The organism is Cellulomonas sp. C5510 (assembly GCF_019797765.1).
GTDB lineage: Bacteria > Actinomycetota > Actinomycetes > Actinomycetales > Cellulomonadaceae > Cellulomonas.
This window is the reverse complement of sequence record NZ_CP081862.1, coordinates 363,660-380,527: the sequence shown is the minus strand read 5'-3', so window position 1 is coordinate 380,527 and position 16,868 is coordinate 363,660. Positions and strand designations below refer to the sequence as shown.

The following is a 16,868-nucleotide window of genomic DNA, read 5'->3' as shown; positions in this document are numbered from 1 at the left end:
GCTGACCTCGTCGTCTGCGGGCACGTCATGCGCCGTCGCCCGTCCTGCCCTGCGCCGCCCTGGAGGGTCACGGACCCCCGCCGTCGGCGAGCACGGAGCACACTCTCCCGGGCTTGAGTTCGGGAAGTCAAGCCAAGGTTCAGGCTCCAAGGTTGCAGATGGATAACGGTCGATCACAACCTGCGTCTGTGCTGGTCAGGGCGTTTGTGCGCGCTCACTTCCTCGGCCCCGGACCCCCGTTCGGACCACACCCGTCTGCCAGAATTGAGTTTGGCTGTCGAACTCATGCGGTCGGTTTCTCGCACGTGATGGGCTTCACGACGGCCCAGGCCACCCTGGTCCTGAACGCAGCGACGGCCCGTACCGCGGAGTGCGGGACGGGCCGTCGAGGCTCTCGGCTGCGGGCTCAGAGCCCCTGGGCGAGGCGGTAGTACACCTGGTTCCACCGCACCTGGTCGCGGAAGCCGCGCCGCGTGGTGTGCTCGTCGATCACCAGCAGCTCGGTGCCGGCGATGTCCGCGTAGATCTCGAACGCCTCCACGCCCGCCGCGGTCGACATCACCGTGTGGTGTGCGCCGCCCGCCGTCAGCCACGCCTCGGCCGACGTCGCGAAGTCCGGCCGGGGCTCCCACACCGCGCGGGCCACGGGCAGGTTCGGCAGCTCGTGCGTCGGGGGCACCACGTCCACGACGTTCGCGGTCATGCGGAACCGGTCCCGCATGTCCGCCAGGGACACCACGACGGCCTCGCCCGGGTCCGCGTCGAACACCATGCGGACCGGGTCCTCCTTGCCGCCGATGCCGAGCGGGTGGATCTCCACCTTCGGCGTCGACGTCGTCAGGGAGGGGCAGATCTCGAGCATGTGGGCGCCGAGGATCTTCTCCGCGCCCGGCGTGAGGTCGTAGGTGTAGTCCTCCATCAGCGACGCGCCGCCGGGCAGGCCCTCGCCCATGACCTTCGCCGCGCGCACCAGGACGGCCGTCTTCCAGTCGCCCTCCGCCCCGAAGCCGTAGCCCTTCGCCATGAGGCGCTGCACGGCGATGCCGGGGAGCTGGCGCAGCGCGCCGAGGTCCTCGAAGTTCGTCGTGAACGCCTTCGCGCCCAGGCCGGTCAGGAAGGTCTCGAGCGCGACCTCCTGGCGGGCGGCGTACCGCAGCGACTCGTGGCGCTCGCCGCCGCGGCGCAGCTCCGCCACGACGTCGTACAGGTCCTCGTACTCGGCCACGACGCGGTCGACGTCGGAGTCGGCCACCGCGTCGACGGCCGCCACCAGGTCGTTGACGCCCCAGGTGTTCACCGAGACGCCGAACCGCAGCTCGGCCTCGGTCTTGTCTCCCTCGGTGACCGCGACGTTGCGCATGTTGTCCCCGAACCGGGCGAGCTTCAGCTCGTGGGTCGCCGCCCAGCCGGCCGCGGCGCGCGTCCAGGTGCCGACGCGCTTCGTCACGGCCGGGTTCGACGCGTGGCCGACGACGGTCGTGCGGGCGACGCCCAGGCGGGACGCGATGTACGCGTACTCCCGGTCGCCGTGCGCGGCCTGGTTGAGGTTCATGAAGTCCATGTCGATGGTGGACCACGGCAGCTCGACGCCGGCCTGCGTGTGGAGGTGCAGGAGCGGCTTGCGCAGGGCGTCGAGGCCCGCGATCCACATCTTCGCCGGGCTGAACGTGTGCATCCACGTGATGACACCGAGCACCCGGTCGTCCGAGTTCGCGTCGAGCATCGCCCGGCGGATCGACACGGAGTCCTTGAGCACCGGCTTCCAGACGACCGTCGCCGGCACGTCCGGGGACGCGTCCAGCAGGCGCGCGACCTCCTGCGACTGCTCGGCGACCTGGCGGAGGGTGTCCTCGCCGTACAGGTCCTGGCTCCCCGTGAAGAACCAGATCTCGCGTGCGTAGGGCTTGGTCATGCGTCCTGCTCCTTCGTGGTGGCGGCAGCACCGGTGCTGCCCTGGCCGTAGACGTTCTGGTACCGGGCGTACAGCGAGTCGACCTGCTCCTGCGGGATCGGCAGCGGCTCGCCGAGCTGGCGGGAGACGTGCACGGTGCGCGCGACCTCCTCGACCATCGCGGCGGCCTTCACGGCGGCCTTGCCGTCCCTGCCGATCGTGAACGGACCGTGGTTCTGCATGAGGACCGCGGGGCTGCGGGAGTCCCGCAGGGTCTCGACGATGCCGCGGCCGATGGAGTCGTCGCCGATGAGCGCGAACGGCCCGATCGGGATGTCGCCGCCGAACTCGTCCGCCATCATCGTCAGCACGCACGGCACCGGCTCGGCGCGGGCCGCCCACGCGGTCGCGTAGGTGGAGTGGGTGTGCACGACGCCGCCGACGCGCGGCATGTGGCGGTAGACGTACGCGTGCGCGGCCGTGTCCGACGACGGCGAGCGGGTGCCCTCCACGAGGTTCCCGTCGAGGTCGCACACCACCATCGACTCCGGGGTCAGCTCGTCGTAGGTCACGCCGGACGGCTTGATGACGAACAGGTCGGCCTCGGACGGCGTGCCGTCGGGCGACACCGGCACGCGCTGCGAGACGTTGCCGGCCGTCCAGACGATGAGGCCCCAGCGGGGCAGCTCGGCGTGCAGGGCCGAGACGACCTCGCGGGTGCGCGCGACGGCGTCGCGCACCTCCTGCGGGTAGTCGGCGAGGGTCGTGGTCATCGCGGGTCTGCCTCCAGGGTCGGGGTGCGGGTCACAGGGCGGTGGTGGCGGCGCGCTCGACGGCCAGCCCCGCCTCGTAGCGGTCGAGGAACGCGGCGAAGCCCGCCACGTCGGCGGCGTCCGGCGTCACGGTGTCGAGGACGACGTCCCCGAACACGTGCTCGGCGAGGTAGGTGCCCAGGTCGGTGTCGCCCGCCGCGTCGAGATAGGCCGCGAGCACCGCGATGCCCCACGCGCCGCCCTCTGCCGCGGTCTCGCCGACGGCGACGGGCGCGTCGACGGCGGCGGCCAGCAGGCGCTGCGCCACGCCGGCGGTCTTGAACATGCCGCCGTGCGCGAACATCGCGTCGATGCCCACGCCCTCGCCGGACAGCACCCGCATGCCCAGCGCGAGCGTGCCGAACGCCGAGGAGATCTGCGTGCGCATGAAGTTCGCGAGCGTGAGGCGGCTGCCCGGCGTCCGGACGACCAGCGGCCGACCCTCCTCCAGGCCCGTGATCGGCTCGCCCGCGAGGTAGTTGTAGGCGAGCAGCCCGCCGCCGTCGGCCTCCCCGTCCAGCGCCGCGCGGAACAGCGCGCCGAACACCGCGTCGGCACCCGCTGGGGAGCCCAGCGCGGTCGCGAACTCGCCGAACAGGCCGGCCCACGCGTCGAGCTCGGAGGCGCCGTTGTTGCAGTGCACCATCGCGACGAGGTCGCCCGCGGGGGTCGTGACGAGGTCGAGCTCGTGGTGCACCCGCTGCAGCGGCTGCTCGAGCACGACCATCGCGAAGATGCTGGTGCCCGCGCTGACGTTGCCGGTGCGCGGGGCGACGGAGCCGGTCGCGACCATGCCGGTGCCGGCGTCGCCCTCGGGCGGGCAGAGCGGCGTACCGGGGCGCAGGGCCCCCGACGGGTCGAGCAGCGCGGCGCCCTCCTCCGTCAGGCGGCCCGCGTCCTGGCCGGCGACCAGCACCTCGGGCAGCAGCTCGCGCAGGGACGTCCCGGGCCGGCGCGCGGCGATCAGCTCGTCGGCCTGCGCGAGCATCCGGTCGTCGTAGTCGCGCGTCGCGGGGTCCACCGGGAACATGCCCGAGGCGTCCCCGACGCCCAGCACGTGCCGCCCGGTGAGCCGCCGGTGCACGTAGCCGGCCAGCGTCGTGAACGAGGCGATCTGCGGGACGTGCGGCTCGTCGTCCAGCACCGCCTGGTAGAGGTGCGCGACCGACCAGCGCAGCGGGATGTTGTACCCGAGCAGCTCGGTCAGCGCGGCGGCGGCCGGGCCCGTCGAGGTGTTGCGCCACGTGCGGAACGGGACGAGCAGCTCGCCCTGCGCGTCGAACGCGAGGTAGCCGTGCATCATCGCCGAGACGCCGAGGGCGCCGACCGACCCGAGGCGGACGCCGTGCCGGCGCTCGACGTCGGCGTGCAGATCGGCCACCGCGGCGCGCAGGCCCTCCCACACCGCGTCGAGCGAGTAGGTCCAGACCCCGTCGACGAGCTGGTTCTCCCACGCGTGGCTGCCCGTGGCGAGCGGCGCGTGGTCCGGCCCGATGAGGCAGGCCTTGATGCGGGTCGAGCCGAGCTCGATGCCCAGCGACGTGCGTCCCTGCGTGATCGCCGTGCGTGCGACGTCGTCGTGCTCCTGCGCCATGGCGGTGCTCCGTCCCTCGTGCGGGCTGCTCTGCCCGGGGCGTGGCGTGCCCGGCCGGCGCTCACCCGTCCGCGGCGCCGGTCACCGGCATTGATGTTAGCGCTCACACACCGCCGGGCCAACCACGCCGGTCAGCGCGGCGCGGCGGAGCTCGCGCGGACCACCAACGTGGCGGGGAGCAGAGTGCGCGGCACGTCCTCGTCGGCGAGCGCGCGCACCAGGGCGTCGATCGCCGACCGACCCAGCGCCGGGAAGTCCTGCCGCACGGTCGTCAGCGGCGGCACGAAGTACGCCGCGCCCGCCTCGTCGTCGAACCCCACCACCGAGACGTCCTGCGGCACCCGCAGGCCCCGCTCCCAGAACGCCCGCAGCAGACCGAGCGCGAGCTGGTCGTTCGCCGCGAACACCGCCGTCGGCAGACCCTCCTCGACCATCCGGAGCCCCTGGCGGTAGCCCGACTCCGCCGACCAGTCGACCTCCACCGGGTCCGGTGCCGCGACACCCGCCGCCGCGCACGCCTCCCGCCAGCCCGCGAGGCGCTCGCGCGCGTCGAACCAGTCCTGCGGCCCCGCGAGGTGCACGACCTCCCGGTGACCGAGCTCCGCGAGGTGACGGGTCGCGGAGCGGGCGCCGTCCCGCTGGTCGACGCCCACCGCGACGACGGGCGCGTGCTCCGCGGCGGGCTCGACCAGCGGCCCCGACGTCACGGTCACCACGGGCACCGGGGCGGCGGCCTCCGCCACCGCGTCCGCCACGTCGACCTGCGGCGCGATGATCGCGATGCCCTCGACGCCCTGGTCGAGGAAGTGCTCGAGCGCCCCGCGCAGCGTGCCGGCGTCGAACCGGTCGATCGCCGCGACGCTCACGTAGTAGCCGACCTCGCGGGCGGCGCTCTCCAGGCCGAGCAGCGTGCTCGTCGGGCCGTGGTGCGCCGACGACGTCGTGACGACCCCCAGGGCGCCCGAGCGACGCGTGACCAGGGCCCGCGCCGCGCTGTTGCGCCGGTACCCGAGCTCGGCGATCGCCCGCTGCACCCGCTCGCGGGTCTCCGGGCGGACGCTCGGGTGCTCGTTGAGCACCCGGGACACCGTCTGGTGCGAGACGCCCGCGAGTGCGGCGACGTCGCTCATCGCCGGCGGGCGGCGGGCCGGGACGCCGGCCACGGCGGGCCTACCGCTCCGCGCCGGGGGCGGGGCGGGCGGCCGCGCCCAGCTCCCGGGACCGGTCGTACGCCGCACGCGCCGCCGCGACGACGCCCGCCCGCACGCCGTGGGCGTCGAGCTGCGCCACCGCCGCCACCGTGGTCCCGCCGGGTGACGAGACGCGCTCGCGCAGCACCACCGGGTGGTCACCCGTGGACGCCGCGAGCGCACCGGCGCCCTCGACGGTCGCGACCGCCAGCCGCGTCGCGAGCTCGCGGGTCAGCCCGAGCAGCACGCCGGCCTCCGCCATGGCGTCCACCAGGTACAGGGCGTACGCCGGGCCGGAGCCGGACACCGCCGTCACCGCGTCGAGGTCCTTCTCCGCGACCCGCACCACGAGGCCGGTCGCCGCGAGCGCGGTCTCCGTCAGCGCCAGGTGCTCCTCGGTCGCGTGCGTCCCCGCGGCGATCGCGCTCGCCCCCTTGCCGACCAGCGCCGGCGTGTTCGGCATGACCCGCACCACCGGGGTGCCCTCGGGCAGCGCGTCCTCGTACACCGCCAGCGGCACGCCCGCCGCGACGGACACCACGAGGGTCCCCGGACGCAGCGACGGCGCGATCTCGGCCAGCACCTCCGCCACCACCTGCGGCTTGACCGCCACCAGCACCAGACCGGCCCGGCGGGCGGCCTTCGCGTTCGGGTCGGCCGCCCGCACGCCGTAGCGGCCCGACAGCTCGGTCGCCCGCGCCGCCGAGCGCTCCGTGACGTCGACGTCGTCCGCCGTCCAGCCCGCCGCGAGGAGGGCGGTGACGAGGGCCTCGCCCATGACGCCGCCGCCGAGGACCGCCGCGTGCGGTCGAGCCGTGCTGTCGGACATGGACGCTCCTCGTGCCGGGGACGCGGCCGCGCGCACCGGCCGTCGGTGGGCGAGCCTAGTCCGGAGCTCGCGCTCCGGGCAGGAAGCAGGGCGCCCGGCCCGACCGGCGCAGGGGGAGGCGGGTCGGACCGGACGCCGTCCGTGGGAGCGGCTCAGGAGCCCGGCGGGGCCATCCCCTGGGCGCCGCCGGCTGCACCACCCGGACCCATCATGCCGCCTCTGACCTGCTCCTGGGTGCCGTTCGACGACCCGGACAGCCCCGTGAGGCCCGCGCCCGACGTCTCGTCCCCGGACTCCATGGCCAGGCCGAGGTCCGCCAGCACCACCACGTCGCCCGCGGACAGCCCGTCGACGATCTCCGTGCGCTCGTCGCCGACCGCGCCGCGCTCCACCTCGACGTCCGCCACGACGCCGTCGCGCAGCACCTGCACCGTCGCGGTCGTGCCGTCGAGGTGCACCGCCGAGGACGGCACCGTCAGCGTGCCCGCCGACGACGCGACCGCGATCGACACCTGCGCGGACGACCCGTCGAACAGGGCCGCCCCCTGCGCGTCCAGGGCGACGTCCACCGTGTAGGACGGGTCCGCCGTCGAGGTCGAGGCGTTCAGCACCCCGATCGCCGTCACCGTCCCCGTGAGGTCCGCGTCCGAGGTCGCCACGGAGACGTCCGCGGACTGCCCCACCTCGAGCAGGTCGACCTGGCTGAGCGGCACCGTGGTCGAGACCGTCCAGCCGTCGTCGCCCAGGACGGTGACGACCGCCGACGTCGACGCGGCCTCGACCGTGTCACCCGCCGCGATCGACACCGCCGCCACCGTGCCGGCGACCGGCGTGGTGAGGTCCACCAGGGCGAGCCGGCTCTGCGCCACCGCCAGGGCGGCCTCCGCCTCGTCGATCCGTGCCTGGTCCGCCAGCAGGTCGGCGGCGCTCGCGACCGAGCCGCCGCCCGCGGCGCCGGCCGACGTCGCGGCCGCACCGGAGCCCGTGGCACCGGCCGTGGACGCCCCGGAGGCCGACGCGACCGAGGCGGCACCGGCGGCGGCCGGTGAGCCGGGCTCCTGCTCACCGGTCTCCGTGGCGGGCGTGGTGCCCGTCCCGTCCGCCCCGGAGCCGTCGGTGCCCGAGGACAGGGCCGCGAGCGCGTCGGTGACGGCCGCGTCGAGGTCGACGGCGAGCTGCTGCAGCGCGCTCTGCGCCCCGTCCACGGCGGTCTGCGCATCGAGCACGGCCGCGGTCGCGTCCTGGCACGCGACGAGCTGCTCCTGCGCGTCGGCGGTCCCCGTCGACGCGGCGTCCGTGGCGGTGCCGTCCGACGTGGTGCCGTCGTCCGGCGACGCACCCGCGCCGTCCTCCCCTGCCGACCCCTCGGTCCCGCCCGCCTCGTCCCCTCCGCCGTCCGCCGAGCCGTCGGAGCCGTCGGCACCGCTCGTGTCCTCGCCCCCTCCGTCCGTGGTCCCGTCGAGGTCCAGGAACGGCCGGCAGGTGTCCTGGGCCGTGGTCACGGCGTCCGAGGCGGTGACCAGCAGCCCCTGGGCCGTGTCGTACTGCGCGAGCAGCGCACGCTGTGCCGCGGTCACCGCGGCGACGGCTGCCGCCGCGGCCCCCTGGTCCGAGCCGCCCGACGAGCCCTGACCCGAGCCCCCGGCCGCGGACCCGTCCGTAGCCTGCCCGCCGGACGCGGACGTGGTGCCCGACCCGGCCGTCGTCGCGTCGCCGGCGCCCGCGCCCCCGCCCGCGCCCGCGGCACCGTCAGACGAGGTGCCGCTCGACGCGCCGGCCGAGGTGCTGCCCGAGGTGCTGCCCGACGACGAGGCCGACGACGACGTCTGCGAGTCGATGTCGTCCTCCAGCTGCTGCTGGGCGTCAGCGAGCACCTGCTCGGCGTCGGTCACGGCGTCCTCCAGGGAGGTCGGGTCCAGCGAGGCCAGCACCTGGCCCGCTGTGACGGTGTCGCCGACCGCGACGGCGACGTCCGCCACGGTCCCGGCGACCGGGAACGCCCGGTCCGAGCGGGTCGCAGCGGCCACCGTCCCGGTGGTGTCGACCGTCTGGTCCACCGTCCCGGGCTCCGCGGTCGCGGTCCGGTAGCCCGGGCCGGACGTCCGGGTCAGGGCGAAGGCCACCCCACCCCCCGCCAGCAGCAGGGCGAGCGCGCCCGCGATGCCGCCGACGACGACGCGGCGGTGCCGGCGGGAGCGGCGCGAGGGCCGCGAAGGGCGCGAGGGGCGCGCGGACGCGGCGTCCCGCCACCGCCGCGGGACCCGGGGCCTGATGCGGCGCAGGCTGTCACGCACCGGCGGCCTCCTGGTCCTCGGTGCCGGCGTCGGGCCGGCCCGGCATCCCGCCGCCGAACCCGCCGCCGAACCCGCTGGTGCAGCCCTCGTCGCCCGCCTCGGACAGCGTCAGGCTCGTGGCGGCGACCTGCCCGGAGTCGTCGGCCTCCCCCTGGGCGACCACGCAGAGCCCGACGGCGATGGCGGACGCGTCGGCGGCGGTGGTCGTCGTGTAGGTCGTCGCGTCGTCGACGGTGACCGTCGTGGTGGTCGCGTCGCCGTCGTCCGCCGTGCCGTCGTCGTCGCCCGCCGGGACGCCGGCGCTCTCCACGGTGATCACGCTGCCGGACACCTCGGTGACGAGCCCGGCGGTCATCCCGCCGCCGGGCGCCATCCCGTCGGCGCCGTCCGGCATCCCGGTCGGGGCCCCGTCCGGCCGGTCGCCGTCCGCGGGTGCACCGGACGGCAGGTCCGACGGCCCGTCGCCGTCCCCCCGCGGACCGCCGGCGAACCCGTCGGAGCCGCCGGACCCGCCGGTGCAGCCGTCGTCGGTCGCCGCGCTCACGGCGACGCTCGTCGCCGCCGCGTCGTCGCCCGCGCCGAGCACGACGACGCACGACCCGACCGTGACGTCCGCGAGCGACGCCGTGACGGTCTGCGTGATCGACGTGCCGTCGTCCCACGTCACCGCGGTCTGCCCGTCGTCGCCCTGCACCTGCATCAGCGCGTCCGCCACGGCGGCGATCTCGCCGCTGGTGCCGCCGCCGGGCCCGCGGCCCGTGCCCGCGCCGGCGGCGGGGTCCTGGGCGGTGCCCGAGGTCGCGGCCGGAGCCGCCTCGGACGCGGCGGTGCCGGACGAGCAGGCGCCGACCAGGGTCAGCAGCGCCACGGTGCCGATCGCGCCGACGGTGGTCCTGCCGGCGCGGGGTCGCCGCGGCCGGCGGGTGCGCGTGGTGGTGGTCATGTCTCTCCTCGGGGTGCGGGCGGGGGTCACTCGGACCGCAGCGCGTCGATGGGGGCGAGCCGGGCGGCCCGGGTGGCGGGGTAGACGCCGAACACGAGGCCGATCGCGAGGGCCACGGCGACGGACCCGGCGACGGCGGCGCCGGACACGACGACCGACGTGCCGAGCACGCCCGGCAGCACGGCCGCGGCGACGACTCCGAGCACGGCGCCGAGCAGGCCCCCGGCCAGGCCGAGCACCGCTGCCTCGACGAGGAACTGCCGTCGGATCGCCCACGGCGGGGCGCCGAGCGCCTTGCGCAGGCCGATCTCGCGGGTCCGCTCGGTGACGGACACCAGCATGATGTTCATGACGCCGATCCCGCCGACCAGCAGCGACAGCGCCGCGATGCCGGTGAGCAGGACCGTCAGCGTCCGGTAGACGGACGTGGCGGTGCTGACCAGGGCGTCCTGGCTGTCGATGCTGAAGTCGGCGCTGTCCGCGTCGGTGATCCCGTGCAGGTTGAGCAGCAGCGTCTGCGCCTCCTGGTACGCCGCCGAGAGCTGGTCGGCCGACGCCGCCTGCACGTAGACCGTGGTCAGCGAGCTGCGCGTCAGGCCGCCGGAGACCGTGTCCGCCGCGGTGGTCAGCGGCACCACCACGACGTCGTCCAGGTCGCTGTCGGTGCTCGACCCGGCCTCGGCGAGCACGCCGACGATCGTGAACGGGGTGTCGGCGATCGTGAGCTGCTGCCCCACGACGGCCGTCGTGCCGAACAGCTCGGTGGCCGTCGTCGCGCCGACCACCGCGACCGCGGCGCCCGAGGCGTCGTCCTCCGCGGTGAAGAACTCCCCGGCGGCGACGGTCCGCGAGCGCACGGCGGGCCAGTCGACCGTCGTCCCGACGACGCTGGTGGTCCAGTTGGTGTCGTTCGCCTCGACCGTCAGCGACGACTCCTTCTCCGGGGCCACCGCCCCGATGTCCGGGGCGTTCACCGACGACGCGAGGGCCTCGGCGTCCGAGCGGGTGAGCGTGGCCCCGGTGCCGAACCCGCCGCGGAGCCCGTCGGAGTCCGTCGACGACCCGGGCGTCACGATGAGCAGGTTCGAGCCGAGGGCGCTGATCTGCTGGCTCACGTCCTTCTGGGTGCCCAGGCCGAGGCCGACGGTGAGGATCACCGCGGCGATGCCGATGAGGATGCCGAGCACGGTCAGCAGCGAGCGGAGCTTGTGCCCGCGCACCGCCGACCAGCCGGTGCGCAGGGTCTCGGACCACGTCATCGTGGGTTCACCTCGTCGGACTGGATGACGCCGTCCCGCACGAAGACGATGCGCCGCGCGTGCTGCGCCACCTCGAGCTCGTGCGTGATGAGCACGATCGTGCGGCCCTGCGCGTGCAGGTCGTCGAGCAGCGCGAGCACGTCCTCGGTGGACGCCGAGTCGAGGTTGCCCGTCGGCTCGTCCGCGAGGATCAGCGCCGGCTCCCCCACGAGGGCGCGGGCGACCGCGACGCGCTGCTGCTGACCGCCGGAGAGCTCGCCCGGGCGGTTCTCGAGCCGGTCCCCGAGCCCCACCCGCTCGAGCGCGGCCACCGCCCGGTCACGGCGCTCGGGGGCCGGCACCCGGCCGTACACCAGCGGCAGCTCGACGTTCCGCCAGGCCGGCAGGGACGGCAGCAGGTGGAACTGCTGGAACACGAACCCGAGTCTCCGGTTGCGGACCTCCGCGAGCTCCTCCTCGTCCAGGTCGCCGACGTCCTCTCCCGCCAGCCGGTACGCCCCCGCGGTGAGGACGTCCAGGCAGCCCACGACATTCATCAGGGTGGACTTGCCCGAGCCCGACGGACCCATGATCGCCACGTACTCGCCGACCGCGATGCCGAGGTCGACCCCCCGCAGCGCCTCGAACTCGATGCTGCCGGTGCGGTAGGTCTTGCGCGCGCCCGCGAGCTCGATGACCGGCACCTCGTCCGGCGGGACGTCGGGCGCCGGGCTCTCCAGCACGGCCTCACCCATTGCTGCCACCGGGCATCTGCCCGCCGGGGAACCCCCCGGAGAAGTCCGGCATCTCCCCGGAGAAGTCCGGCATCCCGCCGCCGGCGCCCGCGCCGCCCTGCTGCTCGTCGTCGGAGTCGGAGCCCGCGCGCGGCGAGAAGGCCGTGACCAGCACCTCGTCGCCCTCGGCCAGCCCGTCGGTGATCTCCACCACGGTGCCGGAGGTCTCACCGACGGTGACCTCCGTGGTGACCTGCTCGCCGTCCGCACCCTCCTGCGTGACGACGGAGCGGCCGTCCACGGTGGTCACCGCCGCCGCAGGCACGGTCAGCACGTCGGTGCGGCGCTCGTAGATGATCGAGACGTCCGCGGACGCGCCGTCGTGCAGGCCCTCCGGGGAGCCGGTGACGTCGATCGTCACCGGGTACGCGGCGACGCCCGAGGAGCTCGACGGGACGAGGCCGACCTCCCCGACCGTGCCGTAGACGGTGTCCGCCACGTCGTCGACGGTCAGCTCCACCTGGTCGCCCGCCTCGACGAGCGCGACGTCGGACTCCCCGACCGACACGGACACCTGCCAGGCGTCGGTGCCGACGATCACGAACGGTGCGGTGGAGGTGCCGCTCGAGGTCCCCGTGGACCCCTGGGACGACCCGCCGGTCGCGCCGGTGCCGGCCGACCCGCTCGACGCGGCGCCCCCGGAGCCGCTCGACCCCGAGGTACCGGACACGACGTCCCCGACCTCGAGGTCCACGGTCGTGACCAACCCGGCGACGGGTGCGGTGAGCGTCGCACCGGCCAGGTCCTCCTGCGCCGCGTCCACGGCCGCCTGCGCGACCTCGACCTGCGCGGTGAGCGCGGCCACCTGCGCGTCGGAGGCGTCCGAGCCGTCCGCGTCGTCCTCGGCGTCAGCGAGCGACGCCGCCGCGGACGCCAGCTCGGCCTTCGCCGACAGCAGCGCCGCGTCGAGCTGCAGGGTGTCGACCGTGGCGAGCTGCTGGCCCGCAGCGACGGTGTCGCCCGCCTCGACGTCGACCGACTGCACGGTCCCGCTCACGGCGAACGCCACGTCCTCCTGCACGGCCGGCGTCAGCGTGCCGCTCGCCGAGACGGACTGCTCGATGGTCGACAGGCTCGCGGCGACCGCGGTCGTCGTCGACTCCGGGACCGCGGCCTGCGCCGGCTGCTCCCGCAGGGCGAGCAGGTAGCCGCCCGCCCCGGCGACGCCGACCAGCAGCACCACGCCCAGCACCCGCACCCAGGCGCGGGTGCGTCTCCACAGCGTCAGCATGTTCTCCCTCACGACGGTCCCGCGCGGTATCGCGGCTGGTCAGGACCGTAGGGAGGGTGACTGGAGCGGTCGTAGCACCCACCTGTGGCGACGCTGTGGGCGGGGGCGGGCGCCGTCCGCACGGCCGGACCGGAGGAGGGCGGGCCCGGGTGTCGGGGTGCAGCCCGGGGCGCTCAGGCGGTCAGCAGCAGCCCGTCCGCGAGCAGCCCCCGGGCCGCGGGCAGCACCTCGGCCGCGACGCCCGCGGCATCCACGCCGAGGAGGGCCGCGAGCGCACCGACGATCTGCCCGACCGTCAGCTCGCCGTCGCAGGCGCCGACGAACCCGGCGAGCGCGGTACCCGCCCGGACCGTGCGGCCGAAGCCGCCACCCTGCCGCAGCAGCACCACCTGCGGGTCGACGTCGCCGGGCCGCAGGTACCGCTCCTCCGTCACGTCCGGCGCCACCCGCAGCCGGGACGCCGCGAGCACCGCGTCGTCCTGCCCGCGCAGCACCTCCTGGGCGCCCAGGCTCGCGCCGATGGCCGGGCCGAGCGGCTGCCGCACGGTGCCGGTGACCTCCTCGAGCCGGCGCAGCAGCGGCCCGTCCGACGCCGGCCGGCGCAGCACGACGATGCCGAACCCGATCGCCTCGACGTCGCGGGAGGCGAAGTCGTCGAGCCACGCGCCGTACCGGGTGCGCCAGGCCGCCGGGTCCCGGTCCGGGGTCGTCCCGCCGTCACGGATCCACGTCTCGGCGTACTGCGCCGGGTCCTGCAGCTCGCGCTGCACCACCCAGCCGTCCAGGCCGGACGCGTCGAGCCAGGCGCCGACACGCTCGTCCCAGCGTTCGCCCCGGCGCACCTCCCAGTTGCCGAGCAGCTGCGCGACACCGCCGGGGGCGAGCACGTCGCAGACGGAGGTCACGAGGTCCGCCACGACGGCGTCCCCGGTGCGGCCGGCGTCGCGGTACTCGTACGTGGGCACGTCGCCGGCCGCGCGCGGCGTGATGACGAACGGCGGGTTGCTCACCACCAGGTCGAAGCGCTCTCCCGCGACGGGCTCCAGCATCGACCCGAGCCGCAGGTCGAGCGCCTCGAGACCCGCGAGCGCGGCGTTGAAGCGCGCGAAAGCCAGCGCCCGGGAGGAGACGTCGGTGCCGACCACCGACCTCGAGTGCCGCGACGCGTGCAGCGCCTGGATCCCGCAGCCGGTCCCGAGGTCGAGCGTCCGCCCGCGCGGGTCCCGCACGGTCACCTGCGCCAGCGTCGTGGAGGCACCCCCGACGCCGAGCACGTGGTCGGTCCGCAGCGCGCCGCCGGTGGCGAGCTCGCCCAGGTCGGACGCGATCCACCAGTCCACGGCGCCCGCGCCGTCCTCGGCCTCGTAGGGTCTCAGGTCGACCAGGGCCCGCACCTCGTCGTCCGCGCCGGCACCCGCGGCGGTCACGAGCCCGAGCCGTTGCGCGCCCTCGACGCCGAGGGCGGGCAGCGCCGCAGCGAGGCGGGACGCAGGCACGGGCACGCCGAGCACCATCGCGCGGACGAGCGTCGCCCGCGGGTCCGCTCCGGAGGCAGCCGTGACCCGCAGCGCCGGCACCGGCTCCTCCCGGTGCAGCGCCGCCGACGCCACCGGGCCGAGCAGGTCGGCGACGCCCGCGACAGTGAAGCCCGCGGCCGCGAGGTCGGTGCGCAGGGCGTCCAGCAGGTCGGCGGGGGCGGCGTCCGGGGAGGTGGGTGGCTGCACCCACCCATCCTCCCCGATCGCCGTCGTCAGGCGCGCCGCCGCCGGACCAGGACGACGCCCAGCGCGATGGCCAGCGCTGCCGCCGCGAGCAGCGCCGCCAGGCCTGCGGGCCCTGTCACCGCGAGGACGGCCGAGGCGGGGCCGCCCGGTGCGGCGCCCTCCCCGGGGCCGGCAGGCACCGTCGGGTCGGTCGGATCCGTCGGATCGGTCGGATCGGTCGGGTCGACCGGGTCGACCGGGTCGGTCGGGTCGGTCGGGTCCGTCGGGTCGACCGGGTCGACCGGGTCCGTCGGGTCGACGGGGTCCGTCGGATCGACCGGGTCCGTCGGGTCGGCGGCGAGCACGGTGACGGTCACCGGTCCGGTCGAGGCCAGGTGGTTCCCGTCCCCTGCGTACCGGGCCTCCAGGGCGAGGGGCCCGGGGACGACCGCGGAGGCCGGGACCTCGGCCGCGTACGTGCCGTCCGCCTCCAGGGGGGCGGTCCCGACCACCTCGCCGGCCGCGACGAGCTCCACGGACCCGCCGGGCACCGTGCCGTGCTCGCCCGCGACAGTGCCCGTGACGGGCAGGGCCACGCCCGACGGGTGCACCGGGGCCGGGCCGGCGTCGATCGTCGTCGTGGTCGCGGCAGGCAGCACCCGCAGCAACGCCGTACCGGCCGCGACGACGTCGCCGCCGGCCTCACGCTGGACGGCGACCGACACCTCGTGGTCGCCCGCGTCGTAGGCGGCGGCCGCGACCTCCGCCGTGACCGTCCCGCCGGTGCTGCTGACGCCCCCGAGCGCGATGCCGTCGACCGACACCGAGGCCCCCGCGGGCACCATCCCGGTCACGGTCGCCGTGAGGGTCGCCGGCAGGCCGTACGTGATCGTGACGTCCGGGACGTCGACGGCCACGGGCTCGGGCACGACGGCGTCGAACAGGTAGACCTTGCCGCTGGCGGTCGCCCCGGTCGCGAAGGCAGCGACGACGGCGCTCCCCCCGGAGACGGCCACGCCGCCGCCGATGTCGCTGCTGCCGAAGCGAGCACCCGGCTCCATGTCGGAACCGCGCAGGGTCTGCACCGGGACGACGGTCTGGCGCAGCAGGCCGCCGTCGTCCGGGAGCGCCGGGTCCACCGCCGCGGGGTCCAGGACGTGCACCTCGCCGCGCAGGCCGTCCGCGGCGCTGGAGGCCGAGGCGAGCAGCACGTCCGCGGTCGCGTCGATGCGGTAGCCGAACCCGTACGAGTGCGGCGGCGGCATCAGCTTGCCACCCACCTGGGCGGGGGCCGCGGCGTCGGACGGGTCGTACACGTACACCGCGCCCTGCGTCGTGGTGCCGGAGTCGATCGAGGAGACGTTGTAGCCCCCGACGGGGTCGGCAGGGTCCTCGGCGGTGTAGTTCACCTCGAGCGGCGAGCCGACGTAGAGCCGCCCGCCCGCCAGGGCGAGGGCGTATCCGAACGCCGGCCCGCCGCCGTTGCCGGGCGGCACGGAGCGCAGCTGCTCGCCGACGGGCTGCGAGGTGAGCGACGGCCCCGCGTCGAGGGCGGCGGTGTCCCACAGGTAGACCCCACCGACCCGGAACTGCCCGCCGTAGAAGTCCAGCGTCCGGCGCAGCTGGGGGGCACCCACGGCGACCCGGCCGTCCGCGACGGCGACGGCCTGCCCGGCGATCGAGTCGCCGACGACGAGCCCCGGCGCCGGGAGCAGCGGGCGCGACGTGCCGGCGTCCAGGTCGTACAGGTACGCGAGACCGGCGTTCGCCTGGCCGTCCACCGTCGAGTTCGGCGCACCGACCACCAGCGTGCCGTCGTCGAGCGCGACGGTCTCCCCGAAGGTGCGGACCGTGCCCACCCGGGGGTCCGCGGGCGCCTGGAGGACACGGTCGACCTCCCAGGTGTCCGGGCCGGTCCGCGCGTAGACCACCACGTGCTGCGAGGCGATCGCCCCGACGACGACCCGCCCCGCGTCGGCGTCGACGGCGACGGAGACCCCGTAGCCCCGCACGTCGGCGGGGACGGGCAGGTCGGTGGTGGTCCAGTCGGTGGCGGCGGGGCCGGTCCGGCGCGCGACCTGGACCAGGCCCGTCCCGGCGGCGCCGCGCGAGTCGTAGCGCCCGGTGTACACGGCGAGGTCGTCGTCGAGGTCGAGGGCGTACCCCGTGGCACGGGGGTCGGGGACGGAGAACGTCCGGGTCTCCTCGAGCGAGGGCGGGGCGGCGACGGCCGCCGGCGCGAGCAGCACGCCCGCGGGCAGGAGGACCAGGGTCGCGACGGTGCCGGCGAGCACACGGGAGAGAGGCACGGGAGGGTCCTACGGAGCACGCCGGTCCGCGCGGCGACGC

General features: G+C 75.9%; 12 protein-coding genes. All 12 read right to left on the bottom strand.

The features are described 5' to 3' along the window. Positions 1-406: 406 nt before the first annotated feature. Positions 407-1,912 carry an L-arabinose isomerase gene (gene araA, locus K5O09_RS01685; RefSeq protein ID WP_222171166.1) on the bottom strand — a complete coding sequence of 502 codons (1,506 nt, stop codon included), beginning with the start codon at positions 1,910-1,912 and terminating at the stop codon, positions 407-409. Next, positions 1,909-2,664 carry an L-ribulose-5-phosphate 4-epimerase gene (locus tag K5O09_RS01680; protein ID WP_222171165.1) on the bottom strand — a complete coding sequence of 252 codons (756 nt, stop codon included), beginning with the start codon at positions 2,662-2,664 and terminating at the stop codon, positions 1,909-1,911. Before K5O09_RS01680 ends, araA begins: the two co-directional genes overlap by 4 nt. Before the next feature lie 31 nt (positions 2,665-2,695). Continuing rightward, positions 2,696-4,297: a xylulokinase gene (locus K5O09_RS01675; protein WP_222171164.1), complete on the bottom strand. Its 1,602-nt coding sequence runs from the start codon at positions 4,295-4,297 to the stop codon at positions 2,696-2,698. A 131-nt stretch (positions 4,298-4,428) separates the two neighbouring features. Then, entirely contained in the window at positions 4,429-5,427 is a 999-nt protein-coding gene (locus K5O09_RS01670) for a LacI family DNA-binding transcriptional regulator (protein ID WP_222171163.1), read from the bottom strand. Positions 5,428-5,467: 40 nt separating this feature from the next. Continuing rightward, complete coding sequence (gene proC, locus K5O09_RS01665) at positions 5,468-6,316, bottom strand: pyrroline-5-carboxylate reductase (RefSeq protein WP_222171162.1); 849 nt, start codon at positions 6,314-6,316, stop codon at positions 5,468-5,470. A gap of 152 nt (positions 6,317-6,468) precedes the next feature. Next, positions 6,469-8,610, bottom strand: a complete 2,142-nt coding sequence (locus K5O09_RS01660; protein WP_222171161.1) for a biotin/lipoyl-binding protein — start codon at positions 8,608-8,610, stop codon at positions 6,469-6,471. Beyond that, a complete protein-coding gene (locus K5O09_RS01655; protein ID WP_222171160.1) occupies positions 8,603-9,553 on the bottom strand; it encodes a hypothetical protein in 951 nt (316 codons plus the stop codon). Before K5O09_RS01655 ends, K5O09_RS01660 begins: the two co-directional genes overlap by 8 nt. A 26-nt stretch (positions 9,554-9,579) precedes the next feature. Then, positions 9,580-10,812: an ABC transporter permease gene (locus tag K5O09_RS01650; protein ID WP_222171159.1), complete on the bottom strand. Its 1,233-nt coding sequence runs from the start codon at positions 10,810-10,812 to the stop codon at positions 9,580-9,582. Continuing rightward, the gene (locus K5O09_RS01645; RefSeq protein WP_222172517.1) at positions 10,809-11,546 is read right to left on the bottom strand and encodes an ABC transporter ATP-binding protein; all 738 of its coding nucleotides are present in this window, start codon (positions 11,544-11,546) and stop codon (positions 10,809-10,811) included. Before K5O09_RS01645 ends, K5O09_RS01650 begins: the two co-directional genes overlap by 4 nt. Next, complete coding sequence (locus K5O09_RS01640) at positions 11,539-12,828, bottom strand: efflux RND transporter periplasmic adaptor subunit (RefSeq protein WP_255595979.1); 1,290 nt, start codon at positions 12,826-12,828, stop codon at positions 11,539-11,541. The genes K5O09_RS01645 and K5O09_RS01640 overlap by 8 nt, the downstream gene beginning before the upstream one ends. Before the next feature lie 161 nt (positions 12,829-12,989). Next, positions 12,990-14,540, bottom strand: a complete 1,551-nt coding sequence (locus K5O09_RS01635; protein WP_222171158.1) for a methyltransferase — start codon at positions 14,538-14,540, stop codon at positions 12,990-12,992. Positions 14,541-14,566: 26 nt separating this feature from the next. Next, entirely contained in the window at positions 14,567-16,828 is a 2,262-nt protein-coding gene (locus tag K5O09_RS01630) for an Ig-like domain-containing protein (protein WP_222171157.1), read from the bottom strand. Positions 16,829-16,868: the final 40 nt, after the last annotated feature.

What these genes read in the sequence shown, in the direction of transcription:
- araA (WP_222171166.1), bottom strand. Translation starts at nt 1,912, where the DNA reads ATGACCAAGCCCTACGCACGCGAGATCTGGTTCTTCACGGGGAGCCAG.
- K5O09_RS01680 (WP_222171165.1), bottom strand. Translation starts at nt 2,664, where the DNA reads ATGACCACGACCCTCGCCGACTACCCGCAGGAGGTGCGCGACGCCGTC.
- K5O09_RS01675 (WP_222171164.1), bottom strand. Translation starts at nt 4,297, where the DNA reads ATGGCGCAGGAGCACGACGACGTCGCACGCACGGCGATCACGCAGGGA.
- K5O09_RS01670 (WP_222171163.1), bottom strand. Translation starts at nt 5,427, where the DNA reads ATGAGCGACGTCGCCGCACTCGCGGGCGTCTCGCACCAGACGGTGTCC.
- proC (WP_222171162.1), bottom strand. Translation starts at nt 6,316, where the DNA reads ATGTCCGACAGCACGGCTCGACCGCACGCGGCGGTCCTCGGCGGCGGC.
- K5O09_RS01655 (WP_222171160.1), bottom strand. Translation starts at nt 9,553, where the DNA reads ATGACCACCACCACGCGCACCCGCCGGCCGCGGCGACCCCGCGCCGGC.
- K5O09_RS01650 (WP_222171159.1), bottom strand. Translation starts at nt 10,812, where the DNA reads ATGACGTGGTCCGAGACCCTGCGCACCGGCTGGTCGGCGGTGCGCGGG.
- K5O09_RS01645 (WP_222172517.1), bottom strand. Translation starts at nt 11,546, where the DNA reads ATGGGTGAGGCCGTGCTGGAGAGCCCGGCGCCCGACGTCCCGCCGGAC.